Raw genomic sequence first — 14,442 nt, forward strand, 5'->3', positions numbered from 1 at the left:
TAAACGCAACATTGCAGTTTATTTCGCCACGAAACCGAATGATTACATTGAAAACCGAAATAACATACCCTTGACACAACGAAAACCGCAACTTCACATCGGCCCGTGCATAATAGGAACCCACAGACAACGAATATCGCAGCGAACATCGCCGCGACTCATGCAGCACACGAAACCCGAGGTGGTCACATGGGCACGATCAGAACCGGCAGGGCGGACCGGACGGACGCGGACGGCGCGGCGCAGGACGCGCAGCCGGCCGTCATGGACGCGACGAACAAGCGCATCATCGCGCTATTGCAGGAGGACGGCCGTCGTTCATACGTATCGATCGGCAAGGAGATCGGCCTGTCGGAGGCGGCCGTGCGTCTGCGCGTGCAGCGCATGCTCGACGACGGGATCATGCAGATCGTCGCCGTCACCAATCCGATGGACATGGGCTTCCGCCGGCAGGCGATGGTCGGCATCACGGTCGACGGCGACATCGAGTACGTGGCGAGCGAACTCAAGGAAATCGCGCACATCGACTACATCATCATCACGGCCGGCCGTTTCGACATTCTCGCCGAGATCTTCGCCGAGGACGACGAAAGCATGCTCGAACTCGTCAACCGCCACATCCGCAAGATCGACGGCATCGCCCGCACCGAACTCTTCACCTACATGCGCCTCGAATCCCAGCGCTACGACTGGGGCGTGCGCTAAGCACAAGGTCTGGCTGTGGGGCGGCGTACATGATGCTCGACACACTCAAGGCCGTTCGGCCAAGCCTACGGTCGAGCACCATGCACGCCGCCCCACAGCTGTGTATATCGCAACGCCGATCCAACAAGTCTCGTTTATCGCAAAAAAGTGACACTTGTACCAAACGAGGCTGGAGGCCGGCATATGCAATGTGCGACCGTATGACTTGGCTGCTGAGCCGTTAAACGGGGAGTCCAGTGGACTCCCCGTAGGCGAAGTGAGCAGCGAAGCTGCGAAGCCGACGAAGTCGGCATGCCCGGAGCGTGTCGAACATCGTATATGCCGGCCTCCAGCCGGACACCAGCAAAACGTAACTGAATCAGCGATCAATCGCCGTCAGATCACGTGGTATTCGCGCAGGAGCGTGGCGATGTCGGTGCCATCGAGCTTCTTGAGGATCTTGCCCAGCACCGCGCGCTCCACGAAGTTGAGCTTCATGTCCGTGACCGGCTTGCCGTCGCGCAGCTTGACCGTCGCGTTGAGGAGATTGCGCACGTCGTAAACGCTGCCCCACACCTCCGGTACGCCGCGGTCCACGTCGAGCAGCGTGTAGACCGCCTCCATGCCGGTGCGCATCGAGTATTCGGTGGTGAAGATCGTGTCGCGAGGAGTCTCGGCGAACTGGCCGAGGAACGCGAAGTTGACCGCGCCGTCCGGCACGACGTCCGGGCGGTCGCCGGCGGCGCGCGGCATGAAGAACGCGGTGATGTACGGCATCATGACCGGCACGGTGTTGGCGTGGCTCTTGGCGAGCGCCTCGATCTTGTCGGTCGGCACGCCCATGTGGTAGAGCCATTCGGCGCAGATCTCCTCGCCCGTGCATTCGGTCATCGGCTTCTTGACGTAGTTGCCGGGCTTGTCGGGGAACAGTCCGTACACCCACACGCACAGCTGGTCCTTGGGCTGGTCGCGGAACTGCTGCTGGCGGTTGAGCGTCCAGCTCATGAGCCAGTTGGAGTCGGTGACGGTGACGATGCCGCCGGTGACGACGTGTCCGGTGAACGGGTCGCGCTTGCAGATGCGCTGGATGTACGGCGGGATTTCCTTGTCGAGCGTGGTGACGGTGGCGCTCATCCACTTGGTGGCCTGCGGGTCGGAGCAGAACGTGTCGGGGTGGCCGAAGCTCGGATCCTGCTTGGCGATGCGCCGCCACATGTCCCAGCCGCCGCCGGGCTTGATGTCGGGGTTCCATGGGGCGGGCGCGTGCTGCGAGCCCATGGTGGAGTTTTCGACACAGCCGCCGTTGGTAATGAACACGTAGTCGTCGGGGGTCAGGTCGATGGACGACTTGTCGCCTTCGTGGTCGAGGTCGATGCGCACGGCGATTTTCTTGGTCAGCGTGGAGTACGGGTTGCGCTTGAACACGCCGGACGTGGCCTGGATTTTGAGGATCGTGTCTTGGCCGACGCCGGTGTGCTCACGCTTGGGACCGTCTCCCCCACCGATCGCGAATTCGACGTTGTCGACCTTGGTGTTGTAGTGGAATTGCACGCCGTTCGATTCGAGGTACTTGACCATCGGCAGGATCATGGATTCGTACTGGTTGTAGCGGGTGAAGCGCAGCGCGGAGAAGTCCGGCAGGCCTCCGATGTGGTGGATATAGCGCTTGATGTACAGCTTCATTTCGAGCGCGGAATGCCAGTTTTCGAACGCGAACATGGTACGCCAGTACATCCAGAAGTTGGAGTTGAGGACCTCGTCGTCGAAGAAGTCGGTGATCGGCTTGTCGTACAGGTCCTCGTCGGGCATGAAGAACAGCTTCATGATTTCCATCGACGCCTTGTCGGAGAGCCCGAACTTGCCGTTCGTTTCGGCGTCCTTGCCGAGGTCCTTGGTGGCGCGGCACAGCGAGTAGTTGGGGTCTTCCTTGTTGAGCCAGTAGTATTCGTCGAGCACGGAGACGCCGGGCGTTTCGATGGACGGGATGGAGCGGAACAGGTCCCACATGACTTCGAAGTGGTTGTCCATTTCGCGTCCACCGCGCATCACGTAGCCGAGGCCGGGGATTTCGGCGCCGTCGCATGCGCCGCCGGCGACGGGGTCCTTTTCGAAGATATGGATATTCTTGCCGGGCATTTGCGCGTCGCGCACGAGATAGCAGGCCGCGGAGAGGGCCGCGAGTCCGGTGCCGATGATGTACGCCGACTTGCCGTCGACGCCGGCGGGCTTCTTCGGGCGGGCGAACGCTTCGTAGTTGCCATTGGAGTAGTACATGTTCCGCCTCCTTGACGGTGGAGTTGACATGGTGTCAACTTTGTCTTGCTAGACATGATGTCGCATTTATGCGGCTCCCGCTATAGACACTAGACCGTGTTGTGTCGAAAATCCAGAGCGGGCGGCGGACACGCGCGCTCATCTGCCCGCGCCGGTATGCTCGTATGAGGCATTCGCATGCACGCCGCCGGCTCGTCGCAGGCGCGCGCCGCATACGCGATATAGCAAAGCACAATAGACCAGTAAGGAACACCATGGCACTGACCAAGAAGCAGACCAAGCAGCTGCGCGCGATGGCAAACCAGCTCAAACCTCTGCTGTACATCGGCAAGAACGACCTGACCGACGCGGCCGTCAAGCAGGCGTCCGAGACGATGGACAGCCACGAGCTGCTCAAGATCGCGGTCCAGGACGGCTCCGGCCTGACCGCCAAGGAAGCCGCGGAGAAGCTCGCCGGCCAGATCGGCGCCGAAGTGGTGCAGGTCATCGGCAACCGTTTCGTCCTCTTCCGTCGCTCCAAGCGCGACGACGTCGAGCACATCCAACTCGTCCGCGAGTAATCCGCTCCCCACGCAACCACACATATCACATAAGGAAGCACCGCACATGGCCGCCATCGCACCGCGCGAACCGTTCGCCATCACCCACGCCACCATCGTCACCGCAGACGCGATCGGCACCACGCTCGAGGACATGACCATCCTCGTCAGCGCGGACGGGCGTATCGAACAGGTCGCTCCCAGAGCGCAAGCACCGGTGCGAGACGGCCGCCGCGTCATCGACGCGACCGACCAATTCGTCATGCCCGGCCTGATCAACGCGCACACGCACCTGTTCTCCGACGGCAAGCCGCTCAACCCGAAGATGGCGACGCCGCGCGGCCAGCGCGTCACCGCCGCGATCATGCATTCGCCGTTCGGCCAGCCATATCTCAAGGCGCGGGCCAAGGCCAGCGTGCAGACGCTGCTCAACTCCGGCGTAACGACCATACGCACGCTCGGCGACGTCGAATACGAGGCCGTCGACTTGCGCGACCGGATCGGCGAGGGCAAACTCGTCGGCCCGCGCATGCTTGCGTCCGGACCGCTGCTGGCGATCCCAGACGGCCACGGCGCACCGCTCATCGCATTGACCGGCACCACGCCGGACGACATGGCGAACAACACGCGGCTCAATCTCGAGCACGGCGTGAACGCGATCAAAATCGCCGCGACCGGCGGAGTCACGGACGCGCAGCGGGCCGGTGAGGCGGGCAGCCCGCAGATAGGCGTCGAGCAGATGCGCGCGATCTGCGACACCGCGCACGAGGCCGGCGTGATCGTCGCCGCGCACGCGCAAAGCCCCGAAGGCGTCAAACGCGCGCTGCTCGCCGGCGTGGACACGATCGAGCACGGCAGCGCGCTCGACGCGGAGATGATCGAACTGTTCCGGCATAATCCGCATTCGCTGCGCGGATGGTCGGCGCTGATCCCGACACTGTCGGCCGGTCTGCCGCTCACGGAGCTCGACCGGTCGGTCACCGGCATCACCGACGTACAGCTGTCGAATTCGCGCAACGTGGTCTCCGGCATGATCTCCGGCGCGGACGAGGCGCACGAGGAAGGCATTCGCGTGGGCGTCGGCACGGACACGGCGATGACGTTCGTCACACAGTACAACACGTGGCGCGAACTCGACCTGCTGGTCAAGCGCGCCGGCTTCTCGGCCGCGGAGGCAATCCACGCAGCCACGCGCATGAACGCTGAGATTCTGGGCGTGGACGGCGTGACCGGCGCGATCGAGGTCGGCAAAACCGCCGATCTGCTGGTGCTCGACACCGATCCGCTGCTCGATCTGCGCGCGCTGCGCCAGCCGGCGATGGTGGTCGCGGCCGGACACGTGATCGACGATCCGAAGGTGCACCGCTTCGACGACATCGACGATCTGCTCGACCGCGCGTTCAACGAATAGGCTCTTCGCCAAGACAAAAAACGGTTGTGCATCCCGCGTTCGGCAATACGGACGCAGAATGCACAACCGTTTTTGCGGTTTATGCGATCGTCACCGGTTCAGATGTTGCCGCGCACGTGCTGGTCGGCCCACGACTGCGAGTGCGTGAAGGTCGCCGGATCGGCGCTCACGTTCGCGTGCGGGTCGTCGAGCGCGTCGATGGCGGCGAGTTCGGCCGGAGTGAGGTCGAAGCAGGCGCTGGCGAGGTTCGCCTTCATACGTTCGACGTGCTTGGACTTGGGGATGACGATGCGGCCCTCCTGCGTGTGCCAGCGCAACACGACCTGCGCCGGAGTGACGCCGTGCGCCTTGGCCGCGGCGACGACCGGCTCGGATTCGATGTCCTTGCCATGGCCGAGCGGGCTGTATGCTTCGGTGACGATGCCGTGCGCCGCGCAGAACGCGAGATTGCCCGGCTGGCTGAACCGCGGGTGCGCCTCGATCTGATTGACGGCCGGGGTTTCGCCGGAGTCGTCGATGACGCCGCGCAGATGTTCGGGCAGGAAGTTGCTGACGGCCGGCACACGGATCGCGCCCTCGTCGCGCAGCTTGAGCAGCGCGCGCCACGTCTCCTTGTAGAATCCGGCGGCCGGGAACGGCCAGTGAATCAGGTACATGTCGACCACGTCGACCTTGAGCTTGCGACGCGACTCCTCGAACGCGACCATCGCGGCATCGTAGCCCTGATCGCAGTTGCGCAGCTTGGTGGTGACCCACACCTTGCCGGCCATGCCCGTGGCCTTGAGCGCGTCGCCGACCTGTTCCTCGTTGTAGTAGGCGGCCGCCGTGTCGATGTGCCGGTAGCCGATCTCGAGCGCCTCCTCGACCGCGCGCTGCGTGTCTTCGGGCGGAATCTGGAACGTGCCAAAGCCGATCTGCGGGATCACCGAATGCGCCTTGTCGTTCAGCGTCAGTTCCGGCGCGCGCAGCTCCGCGTCCGACGTGTTCGTTTCACCACTCTGTTCGCTCATCATCATGCCTTTCCGTGCTGTGTCATTGGTCCATGCCGTGTCATCGGTATGGGACTTCACTGGATGGCCGATTTGCCATGCGGTTCCATGCTATACCGCTTCCGTCCGGGCATGACGCGGCGTATCGGGGCGGGCCGTGTGATGCCCGTCACGATACACCCCGGCCCACCGCATGGTGATGACCGCGTAGGGCGATCCGCGTCACGCGGCCGGCAGGCAGCTGGGACCAAACAGGATCTTGATCTCCGCGAACAGCGCGGTGTCGCGCCGCACGCGGAACCGGTCGCCGAACGTGAGCACCTGCGCGTTGCCGTCGTCGTCCATCACCGCGAGCCGCACCTCGCACGTGCCGGGGTGCGAGTGCAGCACCTGCGCGAGCCGGCTCACGTTGCCGCGGCCGAGCGCCATCTGCGGCAGCGTGATGAGCAGCGGGCGCTCGTCGGCCGCCTCGAGCGTGGGCACCTGCATTTCGGTGGCGCGCATGGACACGGTTTCGTCGCGTACTTCAGCCGTGCCGCGAATCTGCACAATCTGGTCGACGGCCAGATCGGCCATGGCCGCCTCGTACACCTTGCCGAAGAACATGCACTGGATGCTACTTTCCATGTCCTCCACGGTGACGATCGCCCACGGGTTGCCCTTCTTGGACACGCGCCGGTCCACGCCGGTAATGAGCCCCGCAATGGTGACCTGCTGGCCGTCGCCCATGGTCTTGGCCCGGTCGATCAGGTGCGCGATGGACATTTCGCGTAGTCCCGCCAGCACGGCCTGCATGCCGGAGAGCGGGTGGTCGGACACGTACAGGCCGAGCATTTCGCGTTCGAAGTTGAGTTTGGTCTTCTTGTCCCATTCCTCGATGTCGGGCACGCTCACGGCGGCGTCGCCCATCGCCTCCATGCCACCGTCCTCATCGTCGGAGAACAGGTCGAACTGGCCTTCCGCCTGCTTGCGCTTGATGCCGACGACCGAGTCGATGGCCGCCTCGTGGATGGTGAACAGGGCGCGGCGGTTCGGGTCGATCGAGTCGAACGCGCCGGCCTTGATGAGCGATTCGATCATGCGCCGGTTGAGCGCGGTGAGCGGCACGCGGCGCACGAAGTCCATGAAGTTGACGTACTTGCCGCGCGGGCCGTTGCGTTCGGCGATGATGTCCTTGACGGGCGCTTCGCCGACGTTGCGGATCGCGCCGAGGCCGAAGCGCACGACGTCGCCGACTGCCGAATACTCGAACACCGACTCGTTGACGTCCGGGGACAGCACCTGGATGCCCATGCGGCGCGCTTCGCCCAGATACAGTGCGGTCTTGTCCTTGTTCGTGGACGCACCCTGCAGCAGGGCGGCCATGAACTCGACCGGATAATGGGTTTTCAGGTATGCGGTCCAGTACGAGATCAGACCGTACGCGGCCGAATGCGCCTTGTTGAACGCGTAACCGGAGAACGGGACCAGAATCTCCCAGATCGCCTCGGCGGCCTCCTCGGAATAGCCGTGCTTCTTCATGCCTGCGAAGAACGGCACCTTCTCCTTGGCCAGCACTTCGGGCTTCTTCTTGCCCATGGCGCGTCGCAGCACGTCGGCCTTGCCGAGCGAGTAACCAGCGAGGATGCGCGCGGCGGACTGCACCTGCTCCTGGTAGATGATCAGGCCGTACGTTTCGTCGAGCACCTGCTTCAACGGCTCGTCGAGCTCGGGGTGGATCGGCGTGATCTTCTGCAGGCCGTTCTTGCGCTTGGCGTAGTTGGTGTGCGATTCCATCGACATCGGGCCCGGTCGGTACAGGGCGATGAGTGCGGAGATGTCGTTGAAGTTAGTCGGCTTGAGCGTGCGCAGCAGCGCGCGCATGCCGTCGCCATCGAGCTGGAAGACGCCGAGCGTATCACCGCGCGAGAGCAGGTCGTACGTCGGCTTGTCGTCGAGCGGAATTTTCGTGTGGTCGATCTTGCCCTTGCCGTTCTGTTCGATGTTGCGTATCGTGTCGCGGATGATCGTCAAGTTGGACAGGCCGAGGAAGTCCATTTTGACCAGTCCCAGCGTTTCACACGTGTGGTATTCGAACGTGGTCGTGACCGTGCCGTCGACGCGTTCGAGCAACGGCGACGTGTCGGTGATCGGTTCGGAGCCCATGATCGTGGCGCACGCGTGCACGCCGGTCTGGCGGATCAGGCCCTCGATGCCCTTGGCCTCTTCGGTGATGCGCTTGACGTCCGGGTTGGAATCGTACAGTTCGCGGTATTCGCGCGCCTCGGCGTAGCGTTTCGCGTTCGGGTCGAAGATGTCGTGCAGGCTGATGTCCTTGCCGCCGGTTTCGGCCGGAGGCAGCGCCTTGGTGACGGTGTCGCCCATGGAGAAGTCGTAGCCCATGATGCGCGCGGAGTCCTTGAGCGCCTGCTTGGTTTTGATCGTGCCGTAGATCACGCACTGAGCGACCTTGTCGTGGCCGTACTTGTCGGCCACGTATTCGAGGACGCGGGCGCGGCCGTCCGGGTCGAAGTCGACGTCGATATCCGGCAAGGAGACGCGCTCCGGGTTGAGGAAGCGTTCGAAGATCAGGCCGTGTTTCAACGGGTCGAGTTCGGTGATGCCCATCGCGTAGGCGACCATCGCGCCTGCGGCGGAGCCTCGGCCGGGGCCGACCATCACGCCGTGTGTCTTGGCCCAGTTGATGTAGTCGGCGACGACGAGGAAGTAGCCGCAGAACTGCATTTGGCAGATCACGCCGCATTCGTAGTCGGCCTGCTTGAGCACTTCGATCGGCGGGTTGCCGTCGTAGCGCTTCTCGAGGCCCTCCTCGACCTTTTTCAAAAACAGCGAGGTCTCGTCCCAGCCTTCGGGGCAGGCGAACTGTGGCATGAACGCGCCGTCCTCGTTGTCGTCGAACATGACGTTGCAGCGTTCGGCGATTTCGAGCGTGTTGTCGCACGCCTCCGGCAGGTCCTTGAACAGTTCGCGCATCTCCTCGGCGGATTTGATGTAGTAGCCGGAACCGTCGAACTTGAACCGGTCGGGGTTGTCGAGCGTGTCGCCGGAGTTGATGCACAGCATCGCGTCCTGCGCGTCGCGGTCGGCCTCGTGCACGTAGTGCGAGTCGTTCGTGGCGAGCAGCGGCGCATTGAGCTTTTTCGCGATGGTGAGCAGATCGTTGGTGACCTGCGTTTCGATCTTGAGACCGTGGTCCATGAGTTCGATGAAAAAGTTGTCGCGGCCGAAGATGTCCTGCAGTTCGCCGGCGGCGCGCAGGGCCTCGTCGAACTGGCCAAGGCGCAGGCGCGTCTGGATGATGCCCGACGGGCAGCCGGAGGACGCGATCACACCCTTGGAGTAGGTGGCGAGTACTTCCTTGTCCATACGCGGGTAGCGCATGACGCGGCCTTCGAGGTTCGCCACGGAGCTTGCCTTCATGAGGTTGACAAGACCCTCGTCGTTTTCCGCCCACATGGTCAGGTGGGTGATCACGCCGCCGCCGGAGACGTCGTCCGGGTTACGGCGGCGGTGCTTTTCGTCGAGGTTCGGATCCCAGTTCGTGTCCCAGCTGACTCGGGTCGGGTCCTGACGCGCAGTTTCCGGCGTCACGTAGGCTTCGATGCCGATGATCGGCTTGACGCCGGCCTTGACTGCCGTGCTCCACATTTCGTACGCGCCGTGCATGTTGCCGTGGTCGGTGATGCCGACGGCCGGCATGCCGAGTTCCTTGACGCGGCTCACCAGGTTCGGGATTTTCGACGCGCCGTCCAGCAGCGAATAGTGCGTGTGATTGTGCAGATGTACAAAGCTCTTTCCCGTTTCGGCCATGCGTTCCACCATACCGCATCCCCTTGGCCGTGTTTCATAGACCATATGTTAGTTGACGGTCCCTCGCTGGCGGTCTCGTCGCGCGGGAGTAGGAGTCCGATGTGGACAACCCGTTGTGGATAAGCCGTTGTGGATAAGTGCCGACCATTCGACCACAAGGGCCAGTTTGCATTGACAGGCCCGACCGAGGTCCCGTAGCGTGGGAGGCCCGTGATGCACGAGAAAGGAAACGACGATGTTGCCAGATCCCGGTCCCCCGCCGCGCGCCACCGCACAGGAGAACAGTTCCGACCGCGACGCACATGAGCCACGACCGCAGACCCCGTCTCAGCCTCAACCGCGCCGGCAATCCTCGCGGCCGCAAGCCCCGCAGCCTCCCCGACAGGACATGCCTCCGCAGTATCCGCCGTATTCCCGGCAACTCCCCTATCTCACGCAGCCGCGGACCGCCGCGCCAAAACCGGAGACCACGCTCGCAACGGGCGTCTCCTTCATCGCGTTCGGCGTGCTGCTGGGCATATCCGCATACTGCGGCATGAGGTATCTGAACCGCGGCGAATACCGTCCGGAGAACGTGCTGATGCTACTGTCCGTGTGCGCAGCCGTGTTCGGGTGTCTGGTGTGCCTGGTCGGCGGAGCGACGCTGCTCATGACCGCATCGGTGGAACGGCACCGGCAATGGCATGCACGTCCCGGAGTTACAAACCGCAACGGCAACACAGCCGGCAACGGTGCCGTCAATGAGGGCGGAACCGGCGGTGGGATCACGGCTCCCCAAGCACCGCAGCGAGACGAAACGAGGCCGCAATGTGCCTAGCACCAGCATGCCCCGGACCATTGCGCTCCCGACGCCGGTCCTCCTCGGCACGAGGAACCGGCAGATCGGTCAGTTCGCGCCCTCCGACGCGTGCTTCGCGCGCATCGCATCAAGCGCGCGGGCCAGATCGGCGGGGTATCGCGATGTGACGGTGGTCCACACGCGGGTGCGCGGATGCCGGAACTCAAGTTTCATGGCGTGCAGCCACTGGCGTTCCAAACCCAGTTCGGCGGACAGCACGGGGTTCGCCCCGTACATGGGATCTCCGACGAGCGGATGCCCGATGGACGAGAAGTGGACACGGATCTGGTGGGTGCGCCCCGTTTCAAGGTTGACGGACACCAGCGTGGCCTCTCCCCCGAAACGCTCCATCACGTCCCAGTGCGTGACCGCGGGCTTGCCGGATGGCGTGACGCAGAAGCGGAAGTCAGACACCTTCGCGCGGCCGATGGGTGCCTCGATGGTGGCCCGGTCCTCCTTGAGATTGCCCTGCACAAGCGCATGATAGGTTTTGCGCACCTCGTGCTCGGCGAACTGCCGGCGCATCTCCACGTACGCGAGATCGGACTTGCACACCAGCATGAGACCGGACGTGCCGACGTCGAGCCGCGAGACGATGCCCTGACGGCCGGGCGCCCCGTACGAGGTGATCGTCACACCGCGGTCAAGCAGGCTGCCGAGCACGGTCGGGCCGGTCCAGCCGATGGACGCATGCGCGGCGACGCCGACGGGCTTGTCGACGACGACCACGTCGTCGTCCTCGTACACGATGGCCATGTCGGTGGCGATCGGTTCGGGTTCGGCCTGCTCTTCGACCAGATCAAACTCGACCGTGTCGCCGGACATCAGCGAACCGGACTTGGCGATATCGCGGCCGAGCACGCGAGCCTGGCCGGTTTCGATCACGTCGGCGGCTTTGGCGCGCGAAATGCCGAGCATTTTGGCCACGGCCACGTCAAAGCGCTTGCCCACCAAAGCGTCGGGGGCGGGTACGAGACGGCTCATAGCGTGTCTCCGCCTTTCGACGCGTCCTTCCCTCCGTCCTCCTCTGCGCCGGACTGCGGATCGGACTGCACCGCCGTTTCGTCGGAACGAACCAGGTCGGCCTTTGAGAACGGTTCGCCTGTCACGATCAGCGCGACGATGCCGATGCCGGCAACCATCAGCCAGATGTCGGCGACGTTGCCGACCGACCAGCCGTAGTTGAGAAAGTCGACGACCTTGCCGTTCAGGAATCCGTCCGCATAGGCGACGCGGTCGATGAGATTGCCGAGCGCGCCCGCGAACGCCAGCGCGAGCATGGCGTTCCATCGCATCGACACGGTGCGCGCGGCCAACACGACGATCACCACGCACGCGACCACGGCAAGCAGCGAGATCACCCACGTCATCGACGAGCCGAATCCGAGCGATGCGCCGGGATTATGCACGAGCGTGAGCGACAGCAGTTGCGGAATGATCGGAACCGTGCGGCCGTCGGCCAGCGCCGACTGCGCCCACAGCTTGGTCAGCTGGTCGAACACGAGCGCCACGGCCGCCACACATGCAAAGACGGCCACGCGGGCGCGCGGCCGTCCCTGTCGAATAGTCATAATCGATTATCCGCCTCAGATCACTCGCCGGAGCGCTCGATCTTGCTGTAGTTGTTCGTGTCGGACACCTGGCCGATGAGGCCGGACAGGAACTCGGTCAGACGGGCGCGATAGGCGCTCTCGAACTGCTTGAGGCCCTGGATGTTGCCCTCGATGACCTTGGTCTGCTCGGTGAGCGTGTCGCGCACCTGCTGGGCGTAGCTGTCGGCAGTGCTGCGGGTGTTCTTGTCGTACTCCTCCGCGGCGGTACGGGTCTTCTTGTCGTACTCGTCGGCGGCGGCGTGAACCTTCTGCTCGTGCTCGGCGGCGCGGCGCTGAACCTCGGCCTCGTAGGCGTCGGCTTCCTGGTGCTTGTTGGTCAGGTACGTGTCGGCGTCCTGACGGGTCTTGACAGAATAGCCGTCGGCATCGCCGCGCACGCGCTCGGAGTACGCGTCGGCGTCCTGGTGCACGCGCTTGCCGTATTCGTCGGCTTCGGAACGGGTGCGGGTGGAGTAGTCGTTGGCCTTGGTGACCAGCTCGTTGTACTTGTTCTGGCTGGCTTCGGTGATCTGCTTGGCCTGGGCCTTGCCCTTGTCGACGTACTGGTCGTGCAGCTGCATGGCGAGGGCGAGCATGGCGGTGGCGCGCTCCGGCTCGGAGCTGGCGGATGCGGCGGCGCCGGCGATCTTCTGCAGGCTGCCGGTCTCGGTGCTCGGCTCGACCTTGGAGACCTGCTCGCGCAGCTGGTTCTCGCGCTGCTTGGACTCTTCGAGCTGGCGGGTGAGCTCCTTGACCTGGGCCGCGGCCTGCTGGGCCTGCACGACCTGCTGCTGGGCGGAGGCCAGCTGGCGGGACAGGTCCTCGCTGTTGGCGCGGAAGGTGTCGCGCTCGCGCTGGATGGCGGTGAGCTGGTCGGCCAGCGCGTCGTTGTCGGACGCCTTGGCGGCCTGGGCGGTGAGCTGGTCGATCTGCTTGTTGAGCTGGTCGACCTGGCCCTTGAGCTGCTCGTTCTGGGCGGCGAGGGCGTGGTTGCTCTCCTCAGCTTCGGCAAGCTTGGATTCGGCGACCTTGGCGTTCTGATCGCTCTGACCGGCGGCGTTGCCGGCGGCCGACTTCAGCTTCGCGTTCTCATCCTCAAGCTGCTGCACCTGTGCGGTCAGTTCGGAGATCTTCTTGTTCAGGTTGGTCACGTCCGGGCCGAGCGACTGGGTCGCGGCTCCCGCGGCGACCGCCTGCTTGCCGAGCGCCTCAACGGTCTCGGTCACCTGATCAAGAAAGTCGTCGACCTCGTCGACGTCATAGCCTTCCTTGAATCGAACCGTCTGGAAGGTATGCTCCCTGATGTCCTTCGGAGTCAACAAAGCCATAAATCTCTACACCTCGCTTTGGGGCAATGCCTCGCTGTGTTGGTATCAAAACACGATGCTAGCACGGACCCCGTGCCAATACGCACGTTTCGCGCGGTTTTGCGGACGGTTCGCCGGTCAGATCAGCACCTGCAGCACCACCAGTGCGAAATACAGCACGATGAAGCTCACGTCGAAGGAGATGGGGCCCATCGGGATCGGCCGGATGTATCGGCGCAGCCAGCGCAGCGGCGGTTCGGTGAGCTGGTAGACCACGTTGATGAGCGAGGCGACCACGCCGGTCGGATACCAGCGCGGGGCGAGCATGGCAGCCCAGTCGAGGATCATGCGAATGAACAGGATCGTGATGTAGGTGCCGATCAGCCAATCGACGATGCGCGCAAGAATAAGAAACAGCATGCCCCCAGCCTATCAACAGGGCTGGGGACATGCTGGGGAAATGCTGAATATGCGCCGCGGGCCGAACGCCGGAACGGCAGGTCAGTCGGCGAACAAGTCGTGCGCCGCGCTCGGGGCCTGCGGCTCCTCGACCTTGATGTTGACCTGCGCCGGGCTGAGCAGGAACACGCGCGGTGTGACGCGTTCGATGGAACCGCGCACGCCGAAGACGACGCCTGCGGAAAAGTCCACGATGCGGTAGGCGATCGGTTCGGCCACGCCGGTCAAGTTGAGCACCACCGGCACGCCGTCACGCAGTGCACGACCGACGAGCTGTGCGTCGTCGTACGTTTTCGGGTGGATGGTGGTGATGCGGCTGACCCGGCTCTGGAACGGATTCGATTCGCGCGCCGATGCCGACGGCGTGCTGACCGGAGCGGGCGTAGATGCCGGGGCAGAACCCATCGGCGTCACGGAATGGTCGGAATCAAAGGACGAGGAGTCGGTGTCCGGCTCGTCGTCGTACTGGTCCTCGTCGTCGGCCACGTCGGTCATGCCCAAGTAGGACATGGCGTTCTTCATAAACCCTGCCATGACAG

12 protein-coding genes are annotated in these 14,442 nt (G+C 63.9%); 4 read left to right on the top strand and 8 right to left on the bottom strand.

Going from position 1 to position 14,442, the window contains the following annotated elements; genetic code table 11:
- The first annotated feature begins 189 nt into the window (after positions 1-189).
- A complete protein-coding gene (locus BBIA_RS00200; RefSeq protein WP_033495137.1) occupies positions 190-705 on the top strand; it encodes an Lrp/AsnC family transcriptional regulator in 516 nt (171 codons plus the stop codon).
- A gap of 375 nt (positions 706-1,080) precedes the next feature.
- Here the strand turns inward: BBIA_RS00200 and BBIA_RS00205 are convergent, their stop codons facing one another.
- On the bottom strand, positions 1,081-2,958 hold the full coding sequence (locus BBIA_RS00205) for an oleate hydratase (protein ID WP_033495139.1): 1,878 nt from the start codon (positions 2,956-2,958) through the stop codon (positions 1,081-1,083).
- A 254-nt stretch (positions 2,959-3,212) separates the two neighbouring features.
- Between BBIA_RS00205 and BBIA_RS00210 the strand changes: the two genes are divergently transcribed.
- A complete protein-coding gene (locus BBIA_RS00210) occupies positions 3,213-3,518 on the top strand; it encodes a YhbY family RNA-binding protein (RefSeq protein ID WP_033495141.1) in 306 nt (101 codons plus the stop codon).
- A gap of 46 nt (positions 3,519-3,564) precedes the next feature.
- Positions 3,565-4,908 (top strand): metal-dependent hydrolase family protein, encoded by a 1,344-nt coding sequence (locus tag BBIA_RS00215; protein ID WP_033495143.1) that lies wholly within the window; start codon positions 3,565-3,567, stop codon positions 4,906-4,908.
- 98 nt (positions 4,909-5,006) lie between these two features.
- Here BBIA_RS00215 and BBIA_RS00220 read toward each other — a convergent pair whose 3' ends face one another.
- Both BBIA_RS00220 and dnaE read right to left on the bottom strand, forming a co-directional pair.
- Positions 5,007-5,918, bottom strand: coding sequence for an aldo/keto reductase (locus BBIA_RS00220; protein ID WP_420796668.1), 912 nt, complete (start codon positions 5,916-5,918; stop codon positions 5,007-5,009).
- A gap of 201 nt (positions 5,919-6,119) precedes the next feature.
- Positions 6,120-9,707 (bottom strand): DNA polymerase III subunit alpha, encoded by a 3,588-nt coding sequence (gene dnaE, locus BBIA_RS00225; protein ID WP_033495195.1) that lies wholly within the window; start codon positions 9,705-9,707, stop codon positions 6,120-6,122.
- A 235-nt stretch (positions 9,708-9,942) separates the two neighbouring features.
- Between dnaE and BBIA_RS00230 the strand changes: the two genes are divergently transcribed.
- Positions 9,943-10,524 carry a hypothetical protein gene (locus BBIA_RS00230; protein ID WP_156103651.1) on the top strand — a complete coding sequence of 194 codons (582 nt, stop codon included), beginning with the start codon at positions 9,943-9,945 and terminating at the stop codon, positions 10,522-10,524.
- 69 nt (positions 10,525-10,593) lie between these two features.
- Here BBIA_RS00230 and BBIA_RS00235 read toward each other — a convergent pair whose 3' ends face one another.
- From BBIA_RS00235 to BBIA_RS00255, 5 genes are all read right to left on the bottom strand, one after another.
- Positions 10,594-11,529, bottom strand: a complete 936-nt coding sequence (locus tag BBIA_RS00235) for an RluA family pseudouridine synthase (protein WP_033495148.1) — start codon at positions 11,527-11,529, stop codon at positions 10,594-10,596.
- Complete coding sequence (locus BBIA_RS00240) at positions 11,526-12,116, bottom strand: signal peptidase II (RefSeq protein ID WP_033495150.1); 591 nt, start codon at positions 12,114-12,116, stop codon at positions 11,526-11,528. The genes BBIA_RS00235 and BBIA_RS00240 overlap by 4 nt, the downstream gene beginning before the upstream one ends.
- A 20-nt stretch (positions 12,117-12,136) precedes the next feature.
- Positions 12,137-13,465 carry a DivIVA domain-containing protein gene (locus tag BBIA_RS00245; RefSeq protein ID WP_033495152.1) on the bottom strand — a complete coding sequence of 443 codons (1,329 nt, stop codon included), beginning with the start codon at positions 13,463-13,465 and terminating at the stop codon, positions 12,137-12,139.
- Positions 13,466-13,582: 117 nt separating this feature from the next.
- Positions 13,583-13,864: a YggT family protein gene (locus BBIA_RS00250; protein WP_033495158.1), complete on the bottom strand. Its 282-nt coding sequence runs from the start codon at positions 13,862-13,864 to the stop codon at positions 13,583-13,585.
- A gap of 81 nt (positions 13,865-13,945) precedes the next feature.
- Positions 13,946-14,437: a cell division protein SepF gene (locus BBIA_RS00255; protein ID WP_033495159.1), complete on the bottom strand. Its 492-nt coding sequence runs from the start codon at positions 14,435-14,437 to the stop codon at positions 13,946-13,948.
- Between the last annotated feature and the right edge of the window lie 5 nt (positions 14,438-14,442).

The sequence above is a fragment of the Bifidobacterium biavatii DSM 23969 genome (assembly GCF_000741165.1).
In the GTDB taxonomy this organism is placed as follows: Bacteria; Actinomycetota; Actinomycetes; order Actinomycetales; family Bifidobacteriaceae; genus Bifidobacterium; species Bifidobacterium biavatii.